This is a genomic window from Lampropedia cohaerens (assembly GCF_001005215.1).
Taxonomy (GTDB): domain Bacteria; phylum Pseudomonadota; class Gammaproteobacteria; order Burkholderiales; family Burkholderiaceae_C; genus Lampropedia; species Lampropedia cohaerens.
In genome coordinates, this window is the sequence record NZ_LBNQ01000040.1 from 131,029 (window position 1) to 157,692 (window position 26,664).

Below are 26,664 nucleotides of genomic sequence, written 5' to 3' on the forward strand. Positions count from 1 at the left end.
AGTGGTACCTATTCATATATCTTTGTGAAATATATGAAGTACAAATATGTATTTTGAGATAATAAGTAAGCCGCGCAGAATCCGGCTCCTTCAATGTTCGACCGACAACACCGCATGTCTATCACCAAGAGCGCCGTTCTCAAGACTACATTTGCAGCTTTTGCACTTGCCCTGGCCAGCAGCGCGGCTTTCGCGCAGCAGACGTTGCTCAATGCCTCGTACGACGTGGCGCGCGAGTTCTACCGGGAGATCAACCCGGCCTTCTCGAAGCACTACAAGGAAGCCGCCGGCCAGGACATTCGCGTTGACCAGGCTCACGGGGGCTCCAGCGCACAGGCGCGCGCCGTGCGCGAAGGGCTGGAAGCCGACGTGGTGACCATGAACACGACGACGGATATCGAGTTTCTCGCCGAGCATGGCTTTGTGGCCAAGGACTGGGCCAGCCGCTTCCCCTATGATGCGGCGCCGACGACTTCGACCATGCTGTTTCTCGTGCGTGATGGCAATCCGAAGAACATCCGCGACTGGGACGATTTGATCAGGGAAGATGTGCAGGTTGTCGTCGTTAATCCCAAGACGGGAGGCAATGGGCGTTATGCCTACCTGGCCGCATGGGGTTCGGTGCTGGAGAAAGGCGGCAGTGAGGACGACGCACGCGCCTTTGTCAGCAAGCTCTACAAGAACGTGCCGGCGCTGGGCAAGGGCGGGCGCGATGCCACGTCGATCTTCCTGCAGCGCAACATCGGTGATGTGCTGATCACTTTCGAATCCGAGGTGCTGTCGGTGGAGCGCGAGTTCGGCAAAGGCAAGGTCGAGGCCGTTTACCCGAGCAGCAGCGTACTGGCTGAGAACCCGGTAGCCATTGTCGAGCCAGTGGTTGAGAAAAAGGGCACGGCCGAAGCCGCCAAGGCCTACCTGAACTTCCTCTACACTGAAGAAGCGCAGGAGATCGCCGCACGGCATGGCCTGCGTCCGCGCTCCGAAGCGGTGCTGACCAAGTACCAGGAGCAGTTCAAGCCGGTCAAGCTTTTCCGTGTCAATAAGTACTTCGGCTCGCTGTCGCAGGCGCAGAAAGTCCACTTTGACGACGGCGGCGAATTCGACAAGCTCTACCAACTGGCACGTTGATGATCGCTTGAACGTTGCATCATTCCTGTGCGGGGCGGCTGTCCGCCCCGCTACGCCTGTTGCGAGCGCGGATGCTTGCAGCAGGCGCTTTCGTTTCTGACCGTGTCGCCTATGCCTTCCTTTTTGCATTTCTTTGGCAACTCGCCGCTGTCCACAGGGGAGCGGTTCCGCCGCGCCGGGCGCCCCAAGCGTGTGCTGCCCGGCTTTGGCCTGACGATGGGCTATACGCTGTTCTATCTCAGCCTGATCGTCCTGCTGCCTCTTTTTGTGCTGTTTGCCAACACCTTCTCGATGACCTGGGAGGAATTCTGGCAGGCCGTTTCCGCGCCGCGTGTTGTGGCCTCGTACAAGCTCACCTTCGGTGCGTCGTTGCTGGCGGCCTGCGTCAACCTGGTGGCCGGCATGCTGGTGGCCTGGGTGCTGGTGCGCTATCAGTTTCCCTTCAAGCGCGTGGTTGATGCCTTGGTGGACCTGCCGTTTGCGCTGCCAACGGCCGTGGCCGGCATTGCGCTGGCGGCGTTGCTGGCGCCCAATGGCTGGGTGGGCCGCTGGTTCGACATGATCGGGGTGCAGGTCGCCTTCAATCCCATAGGGGTGGTTGTGGCGCTGATTTTCATCGGATTGCCGTTTGTGGTGCGCACCGTGCAGCCCGTGCTGGAAGACTTCGAGAAGGAACTGGAGGAGGCGGCCGGCTGCCTGGGCGCAACGCGTTGGCAAACCTTTTGCAAGGTCATCCTGCCTGCTATCCTGCCTGCGCTGATGACCGGATTTGCGATGGCATTTGCGCGCGCCATCGGGGAATACGGCTCGGTCATTTTCATTGCCGGCAACATCCCGATGGTCTCGGAGATCACACCCTTCATCATCATCGGCAAGCTCGACCAGTACGACTACAACGGCGCCACCGCGGTGGCGCTGGTGATGCTGGTGGCGTCGTTCTCAATGCTGCTCGTCATCAATGGCCTGCAGGCGTGGCAACGCCGCCGGGCTGGAGGGACGCACCAATGACTGCCACTGCACAAGACCAACCAGCGGCGCAGCCGCGTGTCGTGGTCACGACTACGGAATCCCCACTGGTGCGGCGCCTGCTCATCGGCGCGGCGCTGGCCTTCCTGCTGCTGTTTCTGGTACTGCCGCTGGTTGCGGTCTTTGTCGAGGCGTTCCGTCAGGGCATAGGCGCATTCCTGCGCGCCTTCGACTCGGCCGAGACATGGTCGGCCGTGCGGCTGACGCTGATTACGGCTGCCATCGTCGTGCCACTGAATCTGGTGTTTGGCGTCATGGCTGCCTGGGCCATCGCCAAGTACGAGTTCAGGGGCAAGGCACTGTTGATTACGCTGATCGATCTGCCATTCTCGATCTCGCCGGTGGTGGCCGGGCTGGCCTACGTGCTGGTCTATGGGGTCTATGGCTGGCTCGGTCCGCTGCTGCAGGCGCATGACATCAAGATCATCTATGCCGTGCCCGGTATCGTGCTGGTGACCATTTTCGTGACCTTCCCGTTCATCGCGCGCGAGCTGATCCCGCTGATGGAGGCGCAGGGCACGGACGAGGAGCAGGCCGCCATCGTACTGGGTGCATCTGGCTTTCGTACGTTCTGGAGCGTGACGCTGCCCAACATCAAGTGGGGGCTGATCTACGGGGTCATCCTCACCAACGCACGGGCGATGGGTGAATTCGGCGCGGTGTCGGTCGTCTCCGGGCACATCCGTGGCCAGACCAACACCATTCCGCTGCAGGTGGAAATCCTCTATGCCGACTACCAGTCGGTGGCGGCGTTTTCGCTGGCGACCTTGCTGGCGCTGCTGGCACTGGTGACGCTGGCGATCAAGACCTGGGTGGAGTGGCAGCATGCGGCGCAGCGTCGGCATGCAGGCGATCTGCCGCCCGAAAATCCTGATGCAACCGGCGAGGCGGCCATCGCCGAGGGCGCACTGCGCAGCGCCGGATGGGCCTATCCGGCCAACGTCGCGGGCGCGACAAGCAAGGAGCACACAGCATGAGCATCGAAGTACAGAACATCAGCAAGACCTTTGGCGAATTTCAGGCCCTGCGGGACGTCAGCCTCAGCGTGCGCACCGGCGAGCTGATCGCGCTGCTGGGTCCTTCAGGCTGCGGCAAGACGACGCTGCTGCGCATCATTGCCGGGCTGGAATCGGCAGACAGCGGTGTGGTGCTGTTTTCCGGCAAGGATGCGACGCACGTGCATGTGCGCGAGCGCCAGGTGGGCTTCGTCTTCCAGCATTACGCGCTGTTTCGTCACATGACGGTGTTCGACAACGTGGCATTCGGCCTCAACGTCAGGCCACGCGCGCAGCGCCCCGGCAAGGCAGAGATTCGCGAAAAGGTCATGCAGCTGCTCAAGCTGGTACAGCTCGACTGGCTGGCCGACCGCTTTCCCTCGCAGCTCTCGGGTGGGCAACGTCAGCGCATTGCACTGGCGCGTGCCTTGGCGGTGGAGCCACAGGTGCTGCTGCTGGACGAGCCCTTTGGCGCGCTCGATGCCAAGGTGCGCAAGGAACTGCGGCGCTGGCTGCGGCGCCTGCACGAGGAGCTGAATGTGACCAGCGTGTTCGTCACGCACGATCAGGAGGAAGCGCTGGAGGTGGCCGACCGCGTGGTGGTGATGAACCGTGGCCATATCGAACAGGTCGGCTCGCCGCAGGAAGTCTGGGACAATCCTGCCAGTCCATTTGTCTATGGTTTTCTGGGGGATGTCAATCTGTTCCGCGGGCGCGCCAGCAACGGCAACGTCAACCTCTCGGGCTTTGCGCTCAGGACCGATGACGCAACACAGACCGGCAACGCGCTGGCCTATGTGCGACCACATGAATTGGACGTGCGTCGCTACGAACCCGGCAGCGCGGTTCAGCCGCAGGGCATCATCGCCAGACTGGACAGGGCAATAGTCGTCGGGCCGCTGGCTCGCCTGGAACTAATTGCCGAAGGAGCCTCTAATGAGGCGGACAATACGTCCGTGACGGCGGATTCGCTCATCGAGGCGCAACTCTCGGCGCAGCGGTTTGCCGAGTTGGGCCTGCGCGAAGGCGACATTCTGGTGGTGACTCCCAAGCGTGCCCGTGTTTTTGTGGAAGGAACAACCCCTTGAGTGCGCTCTGCAACTTCTTTTTCGGCTCCACCCGTCGTTTGCTGGCCATCATCGCCGTGGCTGCGGCCTGCCTGCTGGCGTTTGCAATTTACCTGCAACATGCCGTGGGACTGGTGCCGTGCCCCATGTGCATCGTGCAGCGCTACGCGCTCACTGCAGTGATCCTGACTGCGGGAATCGGCGCGCTGTGGGGACACCGCCTGTGGCTTGGCCTGTGGGGTGCCCTGGCGCTGGTGTCGGCGGGATTTGGCGCGTTCGTTGCCGCGCGGCAGAGCTGGATGCAGTGGTATCCGCCGGAGATTCTGACCTGCGGGCGGGACTTCTACGGCATCATGGAGCGGCGCATTCCGCTGCGCGACAAGATTCCCGCGCTGTTTCAGGGCACCGGCGACTGCGTGACGGTGGACTGGACGCTGCTGGGTCTGTCGATTGCCAATTGGTCTTTCATCGCCTTTGCGGCGTTCACCGTGGCTTTGCTGGCAGTGGCCGTTCGCCGCGGCTTGCGGCGCGGCGCGTGACAAGCTATTGCTCAGCGGATCGGCCCCGAGTCGGGTGACCCCTGATCGGGTTCGGCATTGTGTGCCAACTGGGGAGCAGGTGCGCGACGCAGCTGGTCCTCGATCTGGCCGATATAGGCGGCAGTGGTGTTGTCGGAATCGTCCACGCGGGCGTAGAGATGGTCCTCCAGCTCCTCGATCTGGCGGCGCAATGTGTCCTGGCTTTCCCTGTGCTGCTGCGTTAGCAGCTCGCGCAGTTCGTTAAAGCGCGAGGCCTCCGCTTTTTCCGCCAGCTCGCGCTGCCGTTTCAGCTCCTTGGTGTGGCGGTGATAGTCGACGATGATCGTGGCCTTGAGCCACAGGATATAGGCCACAAACAGAATAGCCAGCGCAGCCAGCAGTACCAGCAGCACGAGGCCCGGCGGCGCGTCAATGGAGGCGATGCCCAGAGACGTGGTCGCTGGCGTGTTCAGCGCATCCCAGTTGAAGTAGTACAGGCCGCCGATGGCGATCGCGAGGAGGGTGATCAATATGAGCCGTGCGTTCATGCGTTGTCGCTTCCATCCAGTGTGGCGCTGCCAGCAGGCAACAGGTTCTCAGGCATTATCCGGCATTGCCGTGCCGACGCTGCCAGACAACGGCGCCTCGTTGCCCGCAGAATTTGGTGTGATTGGTGTGCGCGTGAATCTTCTTATAACGGAAAGAAATGTTGTTTCGTGGAAAATGGCGGATTGACTTTGATTGATCCTATGCCAACTGTGCCTTTGCCAGACCATGCTGCAGCCGTATCCGCCGCGACGCCATCGGCCGTAGGTGAATGCCTGCTGGTGGGCGCCGGCCCGGGTGATCCCGAATTGCTCACGCTCAAGGCCATCAAGGCCATCGGGCGGGCAACGGTGCTGCTGGTCGATGACCTGGTCAGTGACGCGGTGCTGGCCTATGCGTCGCCGCAGGCACGCATCATTCACGTCGGCAAGCGCGGCGGTTGCAAGAGCACGCCGCAGGCCTTCATTGAAAAGCTGATGGTGCAGCAGGCCCGTGCCGGCGAGGTCGTGGTTCGCCTCAAGGGCGGTGACCCGGCAGTCTTTGGCCGCAGCGGCGAGGAGCTGCAGGCGCTGCGCGAAGCGGGTGTGCGTGCCGAGGTGATTAACGGCCTGTCCTCGGGAATCATGGCGGCCACGGCCTTGCAGGCACCGCTGACACATCGCCAGCATGCGCATGGCGTGATGCTGCTTACAGGTCATGCGGCCCCGGGCGAGGCGGAGCTGGATTGGGCAGCGATTGCCAGGACGGCCCATGCTGCGCGCCTGACATTGGTGATATACATGGGCGTGCGCGCGGCAGGTGCCATCCGGGCCGGATTGCTGCAGGGACTGCCGGCGCAGACACCGGTTGCCGTGGTGCAGTCGGTCTCCACACCACATGAGCGGCAGCTGCTTACGACGCTGGGTGCGCTGGAGGCGGACATGGCCAAGGCCAACATGGCCAGTCCCGCCATCATTTTGGTGGGTGACGTGCTCAAGGCCAGTGCGGTCCTGCAACAATGCGGTAATGACAGCGACGATAACAAGCGCATTGAGCAGCCCCGGCGTGTCGCCGGATAGGGACAATCAGACCGCCGAGTTTGACGCCATTGTGTTGGGGGCGGGCGCCGCTGGCCTGTTCTGCGCGGGGGAGGCGGCGCAGCGTGGCCTGCGCGTGCTGCTGGTGGACCATGGCCGCAAGGTGGCCGAAAAGATCCGCATCTCCGGCGGCGGGCGCTGCAACTTCACCAATCGCGACCTCGATCCGCGGGCGCCGCAGCGGCATTTTCTCAGTGCCAATCCAAACTTCTGCCGTTCGGCGCTGGCGCGTTTCACGCCCCAGCACTTCATCACCTTGATGCAGCAGGCTGGCATCGCGTTCCACGAAAAGCACAAAGGCCAACTGTTCTGCGACGAGCGGGCACAGGCGCTGATCGACTGGCTGGTGGAGCGCTGCACCCGGTTTGCCGTGCAGCGCTGGCAACCCGCGCAGGTGCTTGCGGTTGCGCGCGAGCAGTTGCCAGGTCAGGACATCTGCGTGCCTGGGCGGTTTTGTGTGCAGACCAGCATGGGTGAGGCACGCGCGCCGCAACTGGTCGTGGCCACCGGTGGGTTGTCCATTCCCAAGATCGGTGCAAGCGACCTGGGATATCGGATTGCGCGCAAGTTTGGCGTTCCAGTCGTGGCGCAACGGCCCGGACTGGTTCCTTTGGTGTTTTCTCCGGCGCAGCAGGGCGTGGACTTTGCCGCGCTGGCAGGCGTGGCATTACCTGTCAGAGTCCGCGTGCAACCGGCCGCAGCCAGGCCGGATATGCGCACGGCCGTGGTGTTCGATGAGGACCTGCTGTTTACCCATCGCGGTCTGTCGGGGCCTGCGATCTTGCAGATTTCCAGCTACTGGCAGCCAGGCGATGCGCTGTGCATCGACTTGCTACCCGGGCAGGATGCGCTGGCGCTGCTGCGTGCCGCCAAGGCCGGCAGCCGCAAGCAGTTGGTCAATATAGTGGCCCAGTGGCTGCCGCAGCGGCTGACGGAGGCGATTGTCGCGGAGCAGCCACAGTGGCAGCGCCCCATCGATCAGGTCAGTGATCGGGCGTTGACCGCATTGGCTGAGCGGCTGCAGCGCTGGCAGCTCATGCCCAATGGCAGCGAAGGCTATGCGAAGGCGGAGGTCACGGTCGGTGGTGTGGACACGCAGGCGCTGTCGTCCAAAACCATGGAGTGCCGGCAGGTGCCGGGGCTGTATTTCATCGGCGAAGTGGTCGATGTAACGGGCTGGCTGGGGGGCTACAACTTTCAGTGGGCATGGGCCAGTGCCTACGCCTGTGCACAGGCTTTGCGCGAGGACGGATAATCGCGCCCCTATGGCTTCCAACGGTTCCCCTGATTCCCGTGACCTGTCCCCGGCGATGCAGCCGACTCCTGACGCTGATTCGCCTGCAACGGTTGCGCCGCTGCCGATCAGCTTTCCTGAAAACCTGCCTGTTTCAGCGCGACGCCATGAAATCGCGCGTGCGTTGCGAGACCATCAGGTCATCATCGTCAGCGGCGAAACGGGCTCAGGCAAGACGACGCAGCTGCCCAAGATAGCGCTGGCCCTGGGGCGGGGCCTGGGGCGCGGCTACAAGGACGCCAAGACCGGCCGCCGCGGCCAGTGGATCGGGCACACCCAGCCGCGTCGCATGGCCGCCTCCAGCGTTGCCAAGCGCATTGCGGAGGAACTCGACACGCCGCTGGGTGAGGTGGTGGGCTACAAGGTGCGCTTCAACGACCGGCTCGGACCAGCTGCGCGTGTGAAGCTGATGACCGATGGCATCCTGCTGGCCGAGACGCAGACCGATCCGCTGCTCAAGGCCTACGACACGCTGATCATTGACGAGGCACACGAGCGCAGCCTCAACATCGATTTCCTGCTGGGCTATCTCAAGCAGATTCTGCCGAGGCGGCCAGATCTGAAGGTCGTCATCACTTCTGCGACCATCGATGCCGACCGATTTGCGCAGCACTTTGCCAGCCGCAAGGGGCCCGCTCCCGTCATCGCAGTATCGGGGCGCACCTACCCGGTGGAGATTCGCTACCGGCCGTTCGAGGAAAGCCGTGACACCGACCTGAATACCGCGATTGCGGATGCGGTCGATGAGCTCTGGCAAGGTCGCGCTGCGGGCGATATCCTGGTATTTCTGCCTGGCGAGCGGGAAATCCGGGAAGCGGCCGACCACCTGCAAAAGCATCTGGCACGCGATGATGGCAAGCGCCACAGCGTGGTGCTGCCACTGTTTGCGCGGCTGTCGCAGGCCGAGCAGGACCGCGTGTTCGAAACCGGTGGGCCACCGCGCGTGGTGCTGGCCACCAACGTGGCCGAGACCTCGCTGACGGTGCCGGGCGTGCGCTACGTCATCGATGCGGGCACTGCACGCGTCAAGCGCTACAGCTACCGCAACAAGGTCGAGCAGCTTCTGGTCGAGCCGATCAGCCAGGCGGCCGCCAACCAGCGCAGCGGCCGCTCGGGTCGTGTGGCTGATGGCATTGCCATCCGTCTCTATGACGAGGAGAGCTTTGCCAGCCGACCGCCTTACACCGATCCGGAAATCCTGCGCTCCTCGCTGGCCGGCGTGATCCTGCGCATGAAATCGCTGGGCCTGGGTGCGGTGGAGGACTTTCCGTTTCTCGAAGCGCCATCGCCGCGGGCCATTACCGATGGCTACCAGCTGCTGCAGGAGCTGGGTGCGATGGACGAGCGCAACAGCCTCACGGAGATTGGCCAGCAGATGGCGCGCCTGCCGCTCGATCCCCGTGTGGCGCGCATGCTGCTGGAAGCGCGCAGGCGCGGGGCGCTGGCCGAAGTGCTGGTTGTGGCCGCCGCACTGTCGGTGCAGGATGTGCGCGACCGCCCGCTTGATAAGCAGGCCCAGGCCGATCAGCAGCACGCCCGCTTTGACGATGAGAAAAGCGAGTTCGTCAGCTACCTGAAACTGTGGCAGTGGCTGCATGATGCGCGCGAAGGCCGCGCTGCGGCGCTGCCCTCTGCGCGTCAGCAGGCGCAGGCCGGCAAGGCACGGCGCAGCCATGCGGCCCTGCCAGTGGCGCAGCGCAGCGCAGCGGGGCCGTTGGAGGCAGACGGCTCTGCCGCCACGTCCGGCGCCCAGCAGGGCCCGAGGCTGTCCAACCGCCAGTATGAACAGCTGCTGCGCAGCAGCTTCATCAACGTGCGGCGCGTGCGCGAATGGCGCGATATTCATCAGCAGCTCACGGCTGCGGTGGCCGAGCAGGGCTGGAAGGTGCAGGAGCAGCAGGCCCCTGCGTCCTACGAGGCCCTGCACCTGTCGTTGCTGGCCGGGCTGCTTGGCAACGTGGGTGTCCGGCAGGACGACAACGACTGGTATCTGGGTGCGCGAGGCATCAAGTTCTACCGGCATCCCGGCGCGCGGCTGCGCAAGAAGCCGGGGCGCTGGGTCGTCGCTGCGGAACTGGTGGAGACAACGCGGCTGTTTGGTCGCCAGCTCGCCAACATCGAGCCACAGTGGCTGGAGGAAGTGGGCGCGCACCTGCTCAAGAAACAGCTGCTGGAGCCCCACTGGGAGCAAAAAGCCGGCGAAGCTGTGGCGCTGGAGCGGGCGACGCTGTATGGCCTGGTGGTCTACAGCGGCCGCAAGGTGCCTTATGAGCGCGTGGATCCCGCCGCTGCGCGCGAGATCATGATTCGCCAGGCGCTGGTGCAGGGCGACTATGCGCCGGAATGGGAGCGCAAGTTTCCCTTCCTAGCCACCAACCGCAAGCGCATTGCGCAGGTGCAGGCCATCGAGCACAAGTCGCGCCGGCAGGACGTGCTGGTCGACGATGAACTGATTTACGCCTTCTACGATCGCCACATCCCCGAAGCCGTGGCCAATGGCCGGCAGCTGGAGGCTTGGTACCGACAGGAGCGCAGGCAGACGCCCACCCTGCTTGAACTGCAGAAAGACGAACTGATGCGCCACGAGGCCGCGGGCGTCACGACCCAGGCCTTTCCACCCACCATCAAGCTCGCCGGCATGGATCTGAGCGTGAGCTATCTGCATGAGCCCGGCAATCCGCGCGATGGCGTGACCGTCACCATTCCGCTGTATGCCCTCAACCAGGTGCAGGAGGCACGTTGCGACTGGCTGGTGCCTGGCATGCTGGCGGCCAAGGTGCAGGCGCTGCTCAAGAGCCTGCCGCAGCGGCCGCGCTCGCGCCTGCTACCACTGGCCGAGACTGCCGCAACCATTGCCCGGACGTGGCTGGAGGATGGCAGCTTCGGTGACGGCGAGCTGACCGAGCGCCTGCGCCACTGGGTGCGTGGCAAAACCGGGCTGGAGATCAAGGCTACCGATTTCAAGACCGATATGCTCAGCCCTCACCTGTTCATGAACTTTCGCGTCGTGGACGAGCATGGCCGCCAGCTGGGGCAGGGCCGCAATCTCGCAGCACTCAAGGCCGAACTGGGGCAGCAGGCGCGCGGCGCATTCCAGGCGCTGGCGGGACTGAAGCTCGCGCGTCAGCCCGAGCCGGCCCAGGCAGCACCGCCTGCCGAGGAGGCGCCTGCAAGCACCACCGCAGCGCCGGGGCGCGGCGTCCGCCGTGCCGCTGGCAGCGCCACCGCGGACGCCGCGCCGCCGAATCCGCACGGTGAGCCCGAGCAGCGCCACGTCGAATGGGACTTTGGCGAACTGCCGGAAATCATGGAATGGGGCAGAGGCAGCCGCAGGCTGGTGGGCTTTCCCGCGCTGGTCGACCAGGGCGATGCCGTCACCATCGAAGTGTTCGACGAGCCGGAGGCGGCCGCCAGGGTGCATCGCAAGGGGCTGGTGCGGCTGTTTGCCCTGCAGGTCAAGGATGCGCTGAAGTACCTGGAAAAAAATATTCCTGACCTGCAGAAGATGGCCATGGCCTACATGCCGCTGGGCACGGCGGAGGAGTTGCGCGCGCAGATTCTGACCGTCGCGCTGGAGTTGGCTTTTCTACAGGAGCCCCTGCCGATCGATGCCGCCCAGTTCGCGCAACGCCTGCAGGATGGCCGTCCGCGCCTGAGCCTGCTGGCGCAGGAGGTGGCGCGCCTGGTGGGCCAGGTCCTGACCGAGTACGCGCAGGTGGTGCGCAAGCTTAAGGACACCAAGGGCGCCGACGGCGCCGTGGCGGACATCCGCCAGCAGCTGGCGCGCCTCATGACCAAGCAATTCGTGCAGGAAACGCCGCAGGCTGCGCTCAAGCACTTTCCGCGCTACCTCAAGGCCATGCAGATGCGGCTGGACAAGTACCGCGAGGATCCGGTGCGTGATCAGAGCCGCCAGCGGGAAATTGCGCCATTGGAGGCGCGCTACTGGAAGAAGCTGGCGGAACGTCGTGGCCAGAGCGATGCTGCGCTGCAGGACTACCGCTGGCTGCTTGAGGAGCTGCGCGTAAGCCTGTTCGCGCAGCAACTGCGCACGCCGCAGCCGGTCTCGGTCAAGCGGCTGGAGAAAGTGTGGGCACAGGTGGTGGGCTGATCGGAACGAAGCCGCGCGTCTGCGCGTTGCTCCACGGCAGAAGTTGTAACGCATCCCCAACAAGCCCTCTGCCCTGGAGCGCCGCGCTCGTAGGGGCTGCTGGCCGCACGCGCGATGCCTGAGATCGTACCCCCTGGCTGGTCAACGCGTCCTATGCAAAGATCGTAAACAGGTTCCAAACAACCGCTATAATGCGCGGTTTGCAGCGAATTTGCCCCGCGGCAAATGGCCTTGGCTTGTCATCGGTTTGATGGCAAGTCAGGCACGTCCCACCTAAGAGGCTCCATCATCACAGAAGAGCACCGACCGTGGCAGTAGGGCAGCTTTACCATTCTTGACAGGAAACCACATGTCTACATTCAGCGCAAAACCCGCTGAGGTGCAACATGAGTGGTTTGTGATTGACGCCACCGACAAGGTGCTCGGCCGGGTAGCCAGCGAAGTTGCCCTCCGTCTGCGCGGCAAACACAAAGCCATTTATACGCCTCACGTCGATACCGGCGACTACATCGTCGTCATCAACGCCTCCAAGCTCCGCGTCACTGGTAACAAGGCCACGGACAAGGTGTACTACCGCCATACGGGCTATCCTGGCGGCATCCGCTCCACCAACTTCCGCGACATGCAGGCCAAGCACCCCGGCCGCGCGCTCGAGAAGGCCGTCAAGGGCATGCTGCCCAAGGGGCCGCTGGGCTACGCCATGATCAAGAAACTCAAGGTCTATGGTGGCGCCGAGCATCCCCATACCGCCCAACAGCCCAAAGTGCTGGAAATCTAAGGAGCGCAGAGATGGCAATTGGTGATTGGAACAATGGCACGGGCCGCCGCAAGTCCAGCGTGGCACGTGTTTTCCTGAAGAAGGGCTCTGGCAAGATCATGGTCAACGGCAAGCCGATCGAAGAATACTTCGGTCGCGAGACCTCCATCATGATCGCCAAGCAGCCGCTGGCGTTGACGAACCACCTCGAATCCTTCGATGTGCAGATCAATGTCCATGGTGGTGGTGAATCGGGCCAGGCCGGTGCTGTGCGTCACGGCATCACGCGTGCGCTGATCGACTATGACGAGACGCTCAAGCCCGCACTGAGCGCCGCTGGCTACGTCACGCGCGATGCGCGCGAAGTGGAACGCAAGAAGGTCGGCCTGCATTCCGCACGCCGCCGCAAGCAGTTCTCCAAGCGTTGAGGCATCGCAGCGGCCTTGCCGCTGCATGTGTGCCGGCCGCCCGAACGGGGCAGCCGAGAGAAGCCACCGCATCGCGCGGTGGCTTTTTGCATGGTGTCTACGCTGTGCAACCATCTCGCTGGCAGAAACCAGATGCCCAGCGCAGTTTCCATTTTTGGCCTACCATCGGTCCATTGGTGATGCGACTCGGCTGTGCCGGGGCGTCACGCGATTGTTTATGCTCCCCCTTTCACTGCTTGCTGTGCAGGAGAAATCATCATGAATGCTGTTGTCGAGTCTGCCCCTACGGAAATGCCCGCTCCCATCGTCTTTACCGATGCAGCTGCGGCCAAGGTGGCAGATCTGATCGCCGAGGAAGGAAATCCCGATCTGAAGCTGCGTGTGTTCGTCCAGGGCGGTGGCTGTTCGGGTTTTCAGTATGGTTTCACGTTCGATGAAATCGCAAATGAAGACGACACGACCATGACCAAGAATGGCGTATCGCTGCTGATCGACGCAATGAGCTACCAATATCTGGTCGGCGCCGAGATCGACTACAAGGAAGACTTGCAGGGAGCGCAGTTCGTCATCAAGAACCCGAACGCATCCACGACTTGCGGCTGCGGATCGAGCTTTTCCGTCTGATGCCGCGCAAGCGGTAGCGCGGCAGCTGAGTGTATGCAGTCTGCGCCGCGCAGAAGTGCATACAAAAACCGCCTGTTGGGGCGGTTTTTGTTGGGTGCAGGCTGCCTATCCGATCTGTGGACGTCAACCTCGTCGGAGCAACACTTTGAGCGCTGCCTGCAGGCGCTTGGCAGAGGCATCGTCAGCGGCACCGGCCAGGACAGTGGCAACATCCTCGCTCCATGTCTCGGCCGGCCCAGGCGCATGGCGCTGGGTGAGCAATTCCAGCTGCAAAGCCCGACGGGCCGATAGATGTTCGGCAGGTGTTGGCACTTCCGCAGCAATTTCCAGCCGCAGGAGCGCCTTGGCTGCCTGCTGCGTGTTGGGAGCCGGGTCCGCGGCAACGGCACTCTTCCAGGCATTGGCCTGGCTCGCAGTCAGCTTGCGGCCCAACTGAGCGGCAGCGGGTACGGCCTGTGCATCGCGTGTCTGCCAGGCGTGCAGCAATTGCGTAATGCTTTCGCCGTGGGCCTGTGCGGCGAGCTTGCGCAATGTGGCCAGGGCATTTTCCATGGCCGTGCGCTGGGCGCGAAAAGCCTTGTCCCCCAGTCGCGGCGCAAGAGGGGCGCGTTCGGCACGGGGTGCGCGAGCACCGCGCTCGGCGCCCGCACTCCGCGGCGCTTGCCGGCCTTCGCCATGGCGGCCCGTACTGCTCACAGAAGCGGCTGCGCCGACCTGGGCACTGGGGCGATCGTCGCCGCGCACTGCGACGACCGGTTTTGGCGCAGGAGATGCAGTTCCGGCGTTGTCAGGCGCCGCTTCGGCGGTAGTGGACGCCGCGTCTGCAGTAGCAGCAGATGGGGCTGCATCAGCGCTGGAAGCAGAGCTTTCGCTCCCCCCTTCAACGGGCGTTCGGATGACGTGTTGCAAAGCATCCATGGCGCTGTGAATGGCTTGCGCGTTGCCGCTAGCGCAGGCTTGCTCCAGCGCCTTGGCGGCGTCCAGCACTCGCTGGTCGTGGGCCGAGATGGCCTGTTGGTGCTGCTGGCGCTGTTCGCTCTTGCGGTTGAAGGCCTCATCGAGCGGCTGGCGGAAGGCATCCCACAATTTCTGCTCAAGTTTGCGTTCAAGGGGAACGGCCTGGGCTTCGGCTTGCCAGCGCTGCTGCAGGGCTTTGACGGCGCGCACGTCCAGTGGCTCAGTGGCAGCGAGTGCCTTGGCTTCCTCAATCATTTCGCGGCGCTTTAGCGTGCTGGCCTTGCGGGCGGCGTCCAGCGGCGCGGAGGCTGCATCCCAGGCCTGCTTCCAACTGGCTTGCAAGGCGGTGAACACCTTGTCGCTGACATGCCCCGCATTGCGCCAGCGGTTGGCGAACTGCTGCAGCTGACGCTGCAGCGCCTTGAGGTCCACCGGTTCGCTCAGCGTGGCGGCAAAAGCGCGCAATTCGTCAATGATGGCTTGGCGCTCGGCCTTGTGGGCTTGGCTTTCGGCCTTGACCTTGCCCAGCCATTCGTCCACGACGGCGCGGACCTTGGAAATTGCCTCATCGAAGCGTTTCCAGAGGTGGCCATTGGGTGGGCTGGTGCGGTCGATCTGGCGCCATTGTTCATGCAGCTCGCGCACGGCCAGCTGCAGCGACTTGCTGCCGGCAACGGGTTTGCCGTCGGGCGACTGCAGCAGCCGTTCTGCGCGCGCAATCAGCTCCTCACGCACCTGGTTGGCGCCCCAGCGTGCCCAGCCTTGCAGGTCGCCGGCATCGATGAGCGCCTGGTTGATGCGTTTTTCCAATTCGGCGTCCACACTGCCTTGCACTTCCTTGAGCTGCTCGCGCAGCTTGGCAGCTGCCTGGGCACTCTGCTTGGCCTGGCCCTGCTTGATGGTGCGCTCCAGCGTCGCGACTGCGGCAATCACCGCTTCGCGCTGTGCTTGCGTCAGTTCGACGCTGGGCGCTGGCTCGGCCACCATGCCGTGCAGTGCGCGCAATTCATCGGCCCAGACCTGCACCTGCGGCAAGAGTGCCTGCGGATCCTCGGCGGCAGCCCTGGCCTGGGCAATGGCCGCGGAGAACGCCTCGAACACCAGCGCAAGCTGCGCACGCGAGCTTTCCAGCGCGTTGGCATGGCGCGGTTCGACGCTGCGCCACAGTGGTGAGTCGGTCAGCTCCTGCGCGTGCGTGTTCCACTTCTGGACGTCCTGCGCGAGCGCCTCCTGCGCCTGCGCCGCGTGCTGCCAGGGCTTGGTGGAGAGCACGTCGATGCGCTGCGCCAGCAGCACGGCGGCTTCCTTTTGCACCATAGCCTTGTGCTGCAGCTCTTCGAGTTGCTTGACCTGCTCGGCAATGCGGCTGCGCAAGCTGGCCAGTGGCTCCTTCGACAGTGGCGCGCCAGCCTTGGCGGCATCGCGCAGCCAGGCCATGCCGTCGGCAATGTGGAAGTTCTCGGCGGCGAGAATCTTCTCGGCCTTGGCGGCCCAGTCCTGGGCGGCTTCTTCCTGTTGTTGGGATTGGCGAATGTCGTTCATACGTTGTCGGATGGGTTTGGCTGCGCCCTGGTCGCGCGCGCTCAAGGCTTTGTAGACGGTTTGCAAAAGCGCCGGCTCGGGGTTGCTGGCCAGCCAGCTGGCCACGCGCTGTTGCCGTTGGGCGGAATTGTCGGCCGAAAAGATGCCGCCTGTCACCTCATCAAGTGGATGGGACGCTGCCACTGGCGCGGTACGGGTTGGTGACGACTGTACGGGAGGCGGGGCATCGACCGTTTTGCTGCGCGAGAAAATCGAGAACAGGGGCATGGCGAAGCGACGCGGAAACAGTCAGGCACCAGGCGGAAACTGGTGCCCATGCAATGGAGGAAATGCTCACTCACCAGCCGGTGCGGCCTGCGCGGGGGGAGCGATGCCCAGAATCTGGCGCAATGCGTTGCTGCGCGTGGCGACCTCGTTCTTGGCCGCGGCGCTGGCAAACTTGCTGTACTTGGAGAGAATGGGCACCATCTGGCCATAGATACGCGGTGCTGCGGCCATGCATTCGCCCTGGAACAGGTAGTCGGCCTCGCCGCTGAAGTTGCCCATCAGACCACCGGCTTCGGTGACCAGCAGGCTGCCGGCAGCGACATCCCAGGGGCTCAGGCCCGACTCGAAAAAGCCATCGGAAAAGCCTGCCGCCACGTAGGCCAGATCCAGCGCGGCAGCGCCCGGGCGGCGCAACCCGGCGGTGCGTTGCGAGAACTCGGTGAAGATCTGCAGGTACTGTGCGTAGTCGTCGCCCGTGCGGAAGGGAAAGCCCGTGGAGATCAGGCAGTCCTTGAGCTGGGTGCGCTTGCTCACGCGGATGCGGCGGTCGTTGAGAAATGCACCGCGTCCTGCCGTGGCGGTAAACAGATCGTTGCGCGCCGGATCGTAGACGACTGCCTGCTCGATGCGGCCCTTGTAGGACAGCGCAATGCTGACGGCATAAACCGGAAAGCCATGGATGAAGTTGGTCGTGCCGTCGAGCGGGTCAATGATCCAGAGGTGGTCCGCATCGGCCTTGCCGTGCTTGCGGCCACTCTCCTCGGCAAGAATGCCATGCTCCGGGTAGGCGCCCAGCAAGGTCTGCACGATGGCTTCTTCCGAGGCGGTGTCCACTTCAGTGACGAAGTCGTTGATCTGCTTTTGCGACACGCGCACGGCTTCCACATCCAGCGCGGCGCGATTAATGATGCTGCCTGCGGCGCGCGCAGCCTTGATGGCCACGTTCAGCATGGGATGGAGTGTGGAGGTGATGGTGGTACTCATGAGAGAAGGGGCGATAAACAAGAAGGCGCGGCGCCGCGCTGCAGGCACCGCTGACCGGTGCGATGCTCCAAGGCGGCACTTGCTGGTGCGAGAATGGCCGTCCTGTGCCTGCGCAAAGGGGGCATTTTACCCGTGCCATACTGTCCGTGCGGCCGATATCGCCGCTTGATTGCCGATGTTTCACACTCGATTCGTTCTTGTCCAAACCAGCCACGCCGGAAATGTCGGGGCCATAGCCCGAGCCATGCGAACCATGGGGTTCGTCGATTTGGTACTGGTGGCGCCGCGCTGGCCGGATGTGCTGCAGCATCAGGAGGCCATTGACCGCGCCAGCGGCGCGCACGATGTGCTGGAGCGGGCGCGTGTGGTGCAGACATTGGATGCAGCGCTTGATGGCATTCACCACGTCTGTGCCACCGCCATGGTGCCGCGTGACTTCGGGCCGCCCACGCGGTCGCCGCGTGAGCACCTGCAGGCCCTGCCTGCGACACTGGCGGCACGCGCTGCGCCCGGGCAGGTGCCCGGCGTGGCCTTCGTGTTCGGCAGCGAGCGCTTTGGCATGCGCAACGAGGACGTCTACCGCTGCGATGTGGCGCTGCGGATTCCTACCGATGCCCAATTTGGCTCACTGAACATCGCGGCGGCCGTGCAAGTCATTGCCTACGAGTGGCGCCTGAGCCTGCAGGCCGCAGCCATGCTTGCTGATGCTGCGCCGGCGCCAGCCGATACCGGGGGCGCGCAGCGTGCCGGTGCCGAGGCGCTGGCCGACGCGGCGACACTGGCCGGGATGCTGGCGCACTGGCAGGAGGGCTTGCAGGCATTGGGGTATCTGGATCCGAAGGCACCCAGGAAGCTCATGCCGCGACTGCGCCAGCTGTTCCTGCGCGCACAGCCGACCGAGCAGGAGATTCACATTCTGCGTGGAATCGCAAAGGCCATGCTGGAAGTTGCAGGCAAGTCCGCCGCACGCTGAGGCAGCTGTCTCGGCAATGTTTCCCATCCGTGCCTGCCATCGATGGCTTTTGCGCGCGGTTATGAACAATCTGGCACAGCTTGCGATAATCACGGGCTTTAGCTTTCTTTCGCCCCGCCATGTTTGCCAGATTGCGAGCCGACGTCCAAGCCATCCTGCAGCGCGATCCTGCCGCGCGCAACGCGTGGGAGGTACTGACGTGCTATCCCGGCCTGCACGCCATCTGGATGCACCGCATCTCGCACTGGTTCTGGAACCATCGGTTGCGCTGGCTGGCGCGCATGAATTCGCATATTGCGCGCTTTCTCACGGGCATTGAGATCCATCCGGGCGCGAAGATCGCTTCCGGCGTGTTCATCGACCACGGCATGGGTGTGGTCATTGGCGAGACGGCCGAGGTGCAGGAGAACGTGACGATCTACCAGGGCGTAACGCTGGGCGGCACGTCGCTGCACAAGGGCAGCAAACGCCATCCGACCATTGGCCGCGGCAGCATCATCGGCGCAGGCGCCCAGGTACTGGGCGGCTTTCAAGTGGGCGAGGGCGCGAAGATCGGCAGCAACGCGGTGGTCACCAAGCCGGTGCCGGCTGGTGCCACGGCGGTGGGCAATCCGGCGCGCATCATCCAGGCCGAGGTTGACGTGCGACGCGAGGCGGCGTCGGCGCGCATGGGTTTTAGCGCCTATGGCGTGACACAGACGGACGATCCCATGGCGCAGGCGATCAAGGGCCTGATCGATGCGGTGGCGGCGCAGGAGGAGCAACTCGCGGCGCTGCGCGCTGAGCTGGCGCAGTTGCGTGCGGCAGCCAGTGCCGCCGAGAAGGCCGCTGGCGCGACTGCCTGCGATCAGGCGGCGCTCGAGCGGCTGCGCCAGTTGGTGGATGAGTAGTTCCCGCTCAGGCCGCGCCCGGCGGTGGCGTGGCGCGCAACGTGCAGGCAGATGGCACGACAGTCCTTTAGGTGACAAATCGCGGCGACGGCTTGGGAGTTACCCGGTGGGGCGCGGTGGTGGCGACCGATACCCTTGCGCTTGCTTGATCAGGTTTGTGGAACTACTGCAAGGAGACACCGCGTGACCATCTTTTCGGCCTCATCGTTTCGTGCAAGCCGCCGCCAGCTTTGTCTGGGCCTTGCTGCACTGGCCTGCACGGCAAGTTTGCATGCGCAACAGGGCGAGACCGTGCGCATCGCCTGGATCGATCCGCTCTCCGGGTTGATGGCCGCCATCGGCACCAATCAGCTGCGCAGTTTCCAGTACACGGCCGACTACTTCAATACGCGCAGCAACAACAATCCGGCAGGCGTGCAGTTCGAGATTCAGGGCTTTGACAACAAGCTCAGTCCGCAGGAGACGGCCAGCCTGGTGCGTGCGGCCATCGATCAAGGGTTTCAGTACATCGTGCAGGGCAATGGTTCGGGCAACTCGCTGGCCATCATGGAAGCGCTGGAGCGGCACAACGCACGCAATCCCGGCAAGGAAGTGGTGTTTCTCAACCATGCAGGCGTGGATCCGGAGATGACCAACGAGCGCTGCAGCTACTGGCACTTTCGCCTGGATGCGGACACGACGATGAAGATGCGTGCGCTCGCGCGGTTCATCGGCGAGCAGGAGGATGTGGGCAAGGTCTTTCTCATCAATCAGAACTATGGCCACGGACACCAGGTGGCCCGCTATGCGCGCCAGTACCTGGGCGAATATGCACCGCAGGTGCAGGTGGTTGGCGAGGACTACCACCCGCTGGCCCAGGTGCGCGATTTCGCGCCCTACATTGCCAAGATTCGCCAGTCCGGCGCCGATGCGGTGATAACGGGCAACTGGGGCTCGGATCTGTCGCTGCTGGTTCGCGCCGCCAACGATGCGGGCCTCAATGATGTCAAGTTCTTCGTCTATTACGGCAGCGCCAGCGGCTCGCCGACGGCCTTCGGCACGCAAGCCGAAGGCAAGGTGTATGAGGTGTTCTACAGCCACATGAATCTGGGTGGCGAGATCGGCGAGGTTGTGCAAGGCTTTAAGCAGCGCTTTGGCGAGGATATGTACACGACTTCTGTGTACAACGGGCTTGCACTGCTCTCGCATGCCATGGCCAAGGCGGGCACCACCCGTGCGGCGGAGGTCGCCAAGGCCATGGAAGGGTTGGAGTTCCCAGGTGCGACAGGCCAGTTGCAAATGCGCGCCGAGGATCATCAGCTGCAGCAAGGTCTGTTCATCACGCGCTGGTCAACGGTGTCACAGGAATTTCCGTACTCGCAGGAGGACACCGGCATGGATTTTCAGCCGGTCAGGTTCTACGATCGGCAGCAGGCCAGCACGCCCACTACCTGTCAGATGAAGCGCCCGAGCTGAAGGCAGCGCGGCCCGCATTGCGGTCCAGATACCGGTCCAGGTCGTGGCGAGCGGCAGGCCACTGACACCCTCACACATACGGAGCTATGCATCCATGAGCTTTGAGTTTTTTGTCATATCCCTGCTCAATGGCTTGAGCTACGGGCTGCTGCTGTTCATGCTCAGCTCCGGGCTGACCTTGATCTTCAGCATGATGGGTGTGCTGAACTTCGCGCATGCGAGTTTTTACATGCTGGGGGCCTATCTGGCCTATGCGATCTCGCAGGCACTGGGGTTCTGGGTCGCGCTGGTGGCGGCGCCCCTGCTGGTCGGGGCGCTGGGTGCGGCTTTCGAACGCTACAGCCTGCGGCGCGTGCATAAGTTTGGCCATGTGCCGGAACTGCTTGTGACCTTCGGGCTGTCCTACCTGATTCTTGAGGTAGTGCAGTTAATCTGGGGAAGGGCGGCCGTGCCGTACGGGCTGCCGCCGTTTCTACAGGGGCCACTGTTCACGCTGTTCGATACGCAGTTTCCCAAGTCGCGCGCCTTCATCATGCTGGTGGCGGTGCTGATGCTGGTGGCCGTCTGGCTGCTGCTGACACGCACGCGCATTGGTTTGGTGATTCAGGCTGCGTTGACCCACCCCGAGATGGTCGAGGCGCTGGGCCACAACGTGCCGCGCGTGTTCATGCTGGTCTTTGGCGGCGGTGCGGCCCTGGCCGGGCTGGCCGGCGTGATCGGTGGCAACACCTACATCACCGAGCCGGCCATGGCTCTGGCGGTGGGGCCGATCATTTTCGTGGTCGTGGTCGTCGGCGGCATGGGCTCGCTGGGCGGCGCGTTCGTGGCGTCCCTGCTGATCGGCATGGTGCAGACCTTTGCCGTGGCCATGGACCATTCATTGCTGGGCCTGCTGCGCGGTCTGGGCGTGGCGGCAGGGCCTGAGACCTTCGGCTATCCGGTGCTGCGACTGACGATGGCGCAGGTGGCGCCCATTCTGCCGTACCTGCTGCTGGTGCTGATGCTGATCTTCCGCCCGCGTGGCCTGATGGGAAAGCGTGAGGGTTGATGCCATGACTGAGACCACCACAATCCGAAACCGTTCGTCCTCCGCGCAGCTGCGCGCGCCGATGCTGGACAAATGGCGCATCATCATCTGGGCTGCCTTTGCACTGGCGCTGATTGTCGCACCGCAGGTTTTTCGCAGTGGGTTGGCGCTGACCATGCTCTCGCAGATGGGGTATCTGATCATCATTTGCCTGAGCTACAACATCCTGCTGGGGCAGGGCGGCATGCTCAGCTTCGGCCATGCGGTGTATGTGGGGCTGGGCGCGTTCATTGCCATACACGTGCTCAACCGAGTCGGCGACGGCGCCTTCTTCGTGCCGGTCACCCTGATACCGCTCATAGGTGGCGTTGCCGGTGCGTTCTTTGCCGCACTGTTCGGGTATGTGACGACGAAGAAGGCCGGCACCACGTTCGCGATGATCACGCTCGGCATTGGCGAGCTGGTGGCGTCCATGGCGCTGATGTTTCCGGAGTTCTTCGGCGGGGAAGGCGGCATTTCCACCAACCGCGTGGTGGGCGAACCGTTCCTGGGCATCACGTTCGGCCCGTCGATCGAGGTGTACTACCTGATTGCCGCCTACTGCTTTACCTGCACTGCGCTGATGTATGCCTTTACGCGCACGCCGCTTGGCCGCATGCTCAACGCCGTGCGGGACAACCCCGAGCGGGTCGAGTTCATCGGCTACAACACGCAGCGTGTGCGCTACTTCTCGTTCATCATTTCCGGCTTCTTCGCCGGAATTGGTGGCGGGCTGATGATTCTGCACTTCGAGATCATCACGGCGATGGACAGCCTCAACGCCGTGCGCTCGGGCACGTATCTGCTGTTTACCTTCCTGGGCGGCGCGACGCTGTTCTTCGGGCCCATCATCGGTGCCGTGCTGATGGTGCTGGCGATGATCCTGCTCTCGGAGCTCACGCAGGCATGGATGCTTTATCTGGGCCTGGTATTTCTGTTCATGGTGATGTATGCGCCAGGCGGCGTGGCCAGCATCATCATGCTGAATGTGCGGGTGTTGCGCCTGGGCCGGTTCGCTCCGCTTGTGCAGCCCTATCTTCTGGCCATCGTCACCGGAGTGGCCGCATTTGCCGGCTTCGCCACGCTGGTGGAGATGGTCTACCACCTGCAAATGAATGCCATCATGAGTACGCAGCTTGACTTCATGGGACTGACGCTGGATGTGGCCAACGCCCGCCACTGGATGATGGTGCTCGGGTGGCTGCTGGTGACCGGCACGGCGTTCGAATGGATGCGGCGGCGCTTCGTGCGTGTCTGGCACCGCCAGCAGGAACTCATTGAGCACGATCTGCAGCACATGCGTGAGGGAGCGTCGGCATGAGCGCCTCCAATACCCGCACATCCCACCCGTACGCGCTGGAACTGCGTGGACTGACCAAGTCCTTTGGCAAGACGCCGATCATTCGCGGCGTAGACCTGGCCGTCAAAAATGGTGAGCGCGTCGCCATCATCGGCCCCAACGGCGCTGGCAAATCCACGCTGTTCAACCTCATCAGTGGGCGGTTGCAGCCGACCAGTGGCGAGGTGTTGCTGCGCGGCGCGCGCATCGATGGCCTCAAACCCTATGCGATCAACCGTCTGGGTCTGGCGCGCAGCTTTCAGGTCAGTAACCTGTTTCCGAAGCTCAGTGTGTTCGAGAATCTGCGCTGCGGCCTGCTGTGGCATACCGGCGCGCGTTACAGCTTCCTGCGCTTTCTGTCCGGGCTGGATGATGCCAATGCGCGTACCGAGCAGCTGCTGCACATGCTCAGGCTGCAGCAGCGCCGTGACGAGCTGGCGATGAACCTGACCTATGCGGAGCAGCGCGCGCTGGAGATTGGCGTCACCATTGCCGGCGGAGCCGATGTGATCTTGCTCGATGAGCCCACGGCGGGCATGAGCCGCACGGAGACGGACCATTTCATCGCGCTGATCAAGGAAGTCACCATCGGCAAGACGCTGCTGACGGTCGAGCACGACATGGGCGTGGTGTTCGGCTTGGCCGACAAGATTGCCGTGGTCGTCTACGGACAGGTGATTGCCTTCGATACGCCCGAGAATGTGCGCGCCAATCCGGCTGTGCAGGAAGCCTATCTCGGTTCGGTGCTGGCCGAAACGCAGGCCAATGCCGTACTGGCCTCGCACGCCACCGCGGCGCAAGGAGCTGAACATGCTGCGCGTTGAGAACCTGCACGCCTTTTATGGCAAGAGCCACATCCTGCATGGTGTGCAATTTGAGGTGCGGGAGGGGGAAATCCTGGCCTTGCTGGGGCGCAACGGTTCCGGGCGCTCCACCACGGCCAAGGCCATCATGGGGCTGGTTGACTGTCAGGGCGACATCCGTTGGCGGGCCCAGGGCGCCGCCAGCGCGGTCAATCTGGTGGGCAGAAAGCCTTATGAGATCGCCCATCTCGGCATTGGTTACGTGGCGGAAAACCGCGAGATCTTTCCGCGGCTTACCGTGCACCAGAACCTGATGCTGGGCGAGAAGAGCGGGCGCAGGAACACGCGCTGGGGCTTTGAGGATTCCTACCGCCTGTTCCCGCGCCTGCGCGAGCGCCAGCACACCGAAGCGGGCGTGCTCTCAGGCGGTGAGCAACAGATGCTGGCGCTGTGCCGCACGCTGATGGGCGACCCCGATCTGGTGCTGGTTGACGAGCCAACGGAGGGCCTTGCGCCCAAGATTGTCGAACAGGTCGGCGAGTTTCTCGTCACGCTGCGCGAGCGCGGCGTTTCGGTTGTGCTGATCGAGCAAAAGCTCACCATCGCCCTGGAGATCGCCGATCGCTGCCTGGTCATGGGGCATGGCAGCATCGTGTTTGACGGAACGCCCAAACAGCTGCGCGCCGATGCTGGTGTGCGCAAGGAGTGGCTGGAGGTGTAGCGCGGCGGGAGTCCGCGCCTGTCCGCGCGGCTATTTCAGCCGTGCCAGATGGCGGTTGAGCTGCAGGAGCTTGGCGGCGGCCTGACTGTCAGTGTCATAGTTGCGCGTGACCTCCTCGATTTCCAGGTTCAGGCGCCGGATCATGATCAGCCGTAGCGCGCTTTGCAGCTCCTCACGGTAGTGCGCCACCGGTTGCTGGGCGATTTCCTCGATGCGGGGCACCAGCCGATGCCATGCAGGTGGCCCGGCCTGTTCCAGAATGGGGCGGATGCTGGCCCAGTCCTGTACCCCGTGGTTCTGGTAGTGGTCGTCGATCCAGGTAAACAGCCGCCCATCGGGCTCGGGCAGGCGGCACAGCAGCATCAGATCCTGCTCGGTCAGCGTCTCCAGCAGGCTCATATGTGCCAGCAGAATGCAGGCGGCATGCTCCTCGCGGCGTTGCACATGCTGACGTACGGGCGCGCGCGGTGCAGGCCGCGCGCCGGAATACGGCGAGAAGCCGCGCTCGCCGCCAGAGTGGCGGGACGCGGCGTACCGTGGCCTTTCCTCATAAGAAGGTGTCGGCACGCGGTAATCCGCCACGGTGTCGGGAGGGGGTGCCCAGGGCGCGCCGTCGGCTGCATGAAAATCGTCCATGGGCATGGCCGGCAGATCGGCGGGTTCGTTCCAGTTGCCAGCGGCCATGGCCTCGATGGTCCAGTCCCCGGCCGGGGCGTCAGCCGGTTCGGCCGGCATCGCAGCAGGCGCTGGGCGCGGGCGCCTTGGGGCGTTGCGCGGATCTTGCGCCATGGCCTGCCAAAGACCCTGCAATTCATCGCGCGGCATCTGCGCCACGCGCGCGATTTCGCTGAGCATCTGCAGCTTAAGCGCACTCTCGGGCAGCCGCTCCCACAGGGGCCGGGCCTGATGGGCCATGCGCGCGCGCCCTTCGGCGGTGGCCAGCTGGCAGTCCTGGGCAGCCACCTGCAGCAGGTACTGGCTCAGTGGCACCGCCAGTTCGACCTGCTCGGCAAATGCGGTTTCGCCGCGCTCGCGGATGAAGCTGTCCGGGTCGTGCTCCTTGGGCAGAAACAGAAAGCGCACGCTGCGCGTGTCGCCTGCAAAGGGCAGCGCGCATTCCAGGGCCTTGGCGGCAGCCTTGCGTCCGGCATTGTCGCCGTCGAAGGCAAAGACGATCTGGTCGGTGTGGCGAAACAGCAGCTGCACGTGCTGCTCGGTACAGGCCGTGCCCAGTGTTGCCACGGCGTTGGCAAAGCCCCATTGCGCCAGCGCCACCACGTCCATGTAGCCCTCGCATACCAGCGCGTAGCCCTTGCTGCGGATGGCTTGCCGGGCCTCGAACAGGCCGTAGAGTTCGCGCCCCTTGTGAAAGACGGGGGTCTCCGGCGAGTTGAGGTACTTGGGCTGACCCTGGCCGAGGATTCGTCCGCCAAAACCGATGGTTTCGCCGCGCACGTTGCGGATCGGAAACATCAGCCGTTCGCGAAAGCGATCGTAGCGCCGCCCGGTTTCTTCCTTGTAGATGACCAGACCTGCGTCTTCCAGCATGGGATCGGCATAGTCCGGAAACACGGAGGCAAGCGTGTGCTCGCCCCGTGGTGCCCAGCCGAGCTGAAAGCGCGCGGCAATCTGGCCAGTGACGCCGCGTCCCTTGAGGTAGAGGATGGCGTCGGCATCCTTTTTCAGCAGTTCCTTGTAGGCGGCAGCGGCCTGGGCATTGATGTCGGTCAGCGATTTCTGCTGCGCCTTGCGCTGCTGGCGCTCGGCCGCCTGTGCGGGCGTGATGTCATCCTGCGGAACGGGCAGCCCGGCCTGCTGGGCCAGCTCCTTGACGGCATCGATGAAGCCCATGCCCGCGTACTCCATCAGAAAGCCGATGGCATTGCCGTGCTTGCCACAGCCAAAGCAGTGGAAGAACTGCTTGCTGGGACTGACGGTGAAGGACGGCGACTTTTCCTCATGGAACGGGCACAGTCCCAGCAGGTTGGCCCCGCCTTTCTTGAGCGTGACGTAACGCCCGATCACGTCGACGATGTCGGTGCGCTCGTTCAGTTCATCAAGAAAGCTCTGGGGGATGGCCACGACGCAATTGGAAAT

At 63.7% G+C, this 26,664-nt stretch carries 23 protein-coding genes; 19 read left to right on the forward strand and 4 right to left on the reverse strand.

What is annotated here, in order from left to right; genetic code table 11:
- Positions 1-114: 114 nt before the first annotated feature.
- From AAV94_RS13280 to AAV94_RS13300, 5 genes are all read left to right on the forward strand, one after another.
- A complete protein-coding gene (locus AAV94_RS13280; RefSeq protein ID WP_046742680.1) occupies positions 115-1,128 on the forward strand; it encodes a sulfate ABC transporter substrate-binding protein in 1,014 nt (337 codons plus the stop codon).
- A gap of 111 nt (positions 1,129-1,239) precedes the next feature.
- A complete protein-coding gene (gene cysT, locus AAV94_RS13285; RefSeq protein WP_046742723.1) occupies positions 1,240-2,136 on the forward strand; it encodes a sulfate ABC transporter permease subunit CysT in 897 nt (298 codons plus the stop codon).
- The gene (cysW, locus tag AAV94_RS13290) at positions 2,133-3,131 is read left to right on the forward strand and encodes a sulfate ABC transporter permease subunit CysW (protein WP_084824930.1); all 999 of its coding nucleotides are present in this window, start codon (positions 2,133-2,135) and stop codon (positions 3,129-3,131) included. Before cysT ends, cysW begins: the two co-directional genes overlap by 4 nt.
- Entirely contained in the window at positions 3,128-4,237 is a 1,110-nt protein-coding gene (locus AAV94_RS13295) for a sulfate/molybdate ABC transporter ATP-binding protein (RefSeq protein ID WP_046742725.1), read from the forward strand. The genes cysW and AAV94_RS13295 overlap by 4 nt, the downstream gene beginning before the upstream one ends.
- Positions 4,234-4,755, forward strand: coding sequence for a disulfide bond formation protein B (locus tag AAV94_RS13300; RefSeq protein WP_046742681.1), 522 nt, complete (start codon positions 4,234-4,236; stop codon positions 4,753-4,755). Before AAV94_RS13295 ends, AAV94_RS13300 begins: the two co-directional genes overlap by 4 nt.
- Before the next feature lie 11 nt (positions 4,756-4,766).
- Here the strand turns inward: AAV94_RS13300 and AAV94_RS13305 are convergent, their stop codons facing one another.
- Positions 4,767-5,282: a hypothetical protein gene (locus AAV94_RS13305; RefSeq protein WP_046742682.1), complete on the reverse strand. Its 516-nt coding sequence runs from the start codon at positions 5,280-5,282 to the stop codon at positions 4,767-4,769.
- Here AAV94_RS13305 and AAV94_RS14970 point away from each other — a divergent pair.
- From AAV94_RS14970 to erpA, 7 genes are all read left to right on the forward strand, one after another.
- Complete coding sequence (locus tag AAV94_RS14970) at positions 5,266-5,469, forward strand: hypothetical protein (protein ID WP_156454449.1); 204 nt, start codon at positions 5,266-5,268, stop codon at positions 5,467-5,469. The two genes, AAV94_RS13305 and AAV94_RS14970, sit on opposite strands and share 17 nt — an antisense overlap.
- 14 nt (positions 5,470-5,483) lie before the next feature.
- On the forward strand, positions 5,484-6,338 hold the full coding sequence (gene cobA / locus AAV94_RS13310) for a uroporphyrinogen-III C-methyltransferase (RefSeq protein ID WP_046742683.1): 855 nt from the start codon (positions 5,484-5,486) through the stop codon (positions 6,336-6,338).
- Positions 6,325-7,611: a BaiN/RdsA family NAD(P)/FAD-dependent oxidoreductase gene (locus AAV94_RS13315; RefSeq protein WP_046742726.1), complete on the forward strand. Its 1,287-nt coding sequence runs from the start codon at positions 6,325-6,327 to the stop codon at positions 7,609-7,611. Before cobA ends, AAV94_RS13315 begins: the two co-directional genes overlap by 14 nt.
- 55 nt (positions 7,612-7,666) lie before the next feature.
- Positions 7,667-11,761 (forward strand): ATP-dependent RNA helicase HrpA, encoded by a 4,095-nt coding sequence (gene hrpA / locus AAV94_RS13320; RefSeq protein WP_046742684.1) that lies wholly within the window; start codon positions 7,667-7,669, stop codon positions 11,759-11,761.
- Positions 11,762-12,110: 349 nt separating this feature from the next.
- Entirely contained in the window at positions 12,111-12,539 is a 429-nt protein-coding gene (gene rplM / locus AAV94_RS13325; protein ID WP_046742685.1) for a 50S ribosomal protein L13, read from the forward strand.
- Between the two features lie 11 nt (positions 12,540-12,550).
- Entirely contained in the window at positions 12,551-12,946 is a 396-nt protein-coding gene (rpsI, locus tag AAV94_RS13330) for a 30S ribosomal protein S9 (RefSeq protein ID WP_046742686.1), read from the forward strand.
- A 258-nt stretch (positions 12,947-13,204) separates the two neighbouring features.
- Complete coding sequence (erpA, locus tag AAV94_RS13335) at positions 13,205-13,570, forward strand: iron-sulfur cluster insertion protein ErpA (protein ID WP_046742687.1); 366 nt, start codon at positions 13,205-13,207, stop codon at positions 13,568-13,570.
- A gap of 123 nt (positions 13,571-13,693) precedes the next feature.
- Here erpA and AAV94_RS13340 read toward each other — a convergent pair whose 3' ends face one another.
- Both AAV94_RS13340 and AAV94_RS13345 read right to left on the reverse strand, forming a co-directional pair.
- Positions 13,694-16,336: a DUF349 domain-containing protein gene (locus AAV94_RS13340; RefSeq protein ID WP_084824933.1), complete on the reverse strand. Its 2,643-nt coding sequence runs from the start codon at positions 16,334-16,336 to the stop codon at positions 13,694-13,696.
- Positions 16,337-16,402: 66 nt separating this feature from the next.
- Entirely contained in the window at positions 16,403-17,308 is a 906-nt protein-coding gene (locus tag AAV94_RS13345; protein WP_046742728.1) for an inositol monophosphatase family protein, read from the reverse strand.
- Between the two features lie 187 nt (positions 17,309-17,495).
- On the opposite strand from AAV94_RS13345, the gene AAV94_RS13350 reads away from it, so the two are divergent.
- From AAV94_RS13350 to AAV94_RS13380, 7 genes are all read left to right on the forward strand, one after another.
- Entirely contained in the window at positions 17,496-18,293 is a 798-nt protein-coding gene (locus tag AAV94_RS13350) for an RNA methyltransferase (protein WP_046742688.1), read from the forward strand.
- 119 nt (positions 18,294-18,412) lie between these two features.
- On the forward strand, positions 18,413-19,183 hold the full coding sequence (gene cysE, locus AAV94_RS13355) for a serine O-acetyltransferase (protein ID WP_046742689.1): 771 nt from the start codon (positions 18,413-18,415) through the stop codon (positions 19,181-19,183).
- Positions 19,184-19,372: 189 nt separating this feature from the next.
- Positions 19,373-20,638, forward strand: coding sequence for a branched-chain amino acid ABC transporter substrate-binding protein (locus tag AAV94_RS13360; RefSeq protein ID WP_084824937.1), 1,266 nt, complete (start codon positions 19,373-19,375; stop codon positions 20,636-20,638).
- 94 nt (positions 20,639-20,732) lie between these two features.
- Entirely contained in the window at positions 20,733-21,686 is a 954-nt protein-coding gene (locus tag AAV94_RS13365; protein ID WP_046742690.1) for a branched-chain amino acid ABC transporter permease, read from the forward strand.
- Positions 21,687-21,747: 61 nt separating this feature from the next.
- Positions 21,748-23,025 (forward strand): branched-chain amino acid ABC transporter permease, encoded by a 1,278-nt coding sequence (locus tag AAV94_RS13370; RefSeq protein WP_052755065.1) that lies wholly within the window; start codon positions 21,748-21,750, stop codon positions 23,023-23,025.
- The gene (locus AAV94_RS13375; RefSeq protein WP_046742692.1) at positions 23,022-23,867 is read left to right on the forward strand and encodes an ABC transporter ATP-binding protein; all 846 of its coding nucleotides are present in this window, start codon (positions 23,022-23,024) and stop codon (positions 23,865-23,867) included. Before AAV94_RS13370 ends, AAV94_RS13375 begins: the two co-directional genes overlap by 4 nt.
- A complete protein-coding gene (locus tag AAV94_RS13380) occupies positions 23,854-24,567 on the forward strand; it encodes an ABC transporter ATP-binding protein (RefSeq protein ID WP_046742693.1) in 714 nt (237 codons plus the stop codon). Before AAV94_RS13375 ends, AAV94_RS13380 begins: the two co-directional genes overlap by 14 nt.
- 30 nt (positions 24,568-24,597) lie before the next feature.
- On the opposite strand, the gene dnaG is transcribed toward AAV94_RS13380, so the two are convergent.
- Positions 24,598-26,649 (reverse strand): DNA primase, encoded by a 2,052-nt coding sequence (gene dnaG, locus AAV94_RS13385; protein WP_046742694.1) that lies wholly within the window; start codon positions 26,647-26,649, stop codon positions 24,598-24,600.
- Positions 26,650-26,664 lie beyond the last annotated feature (15 nt).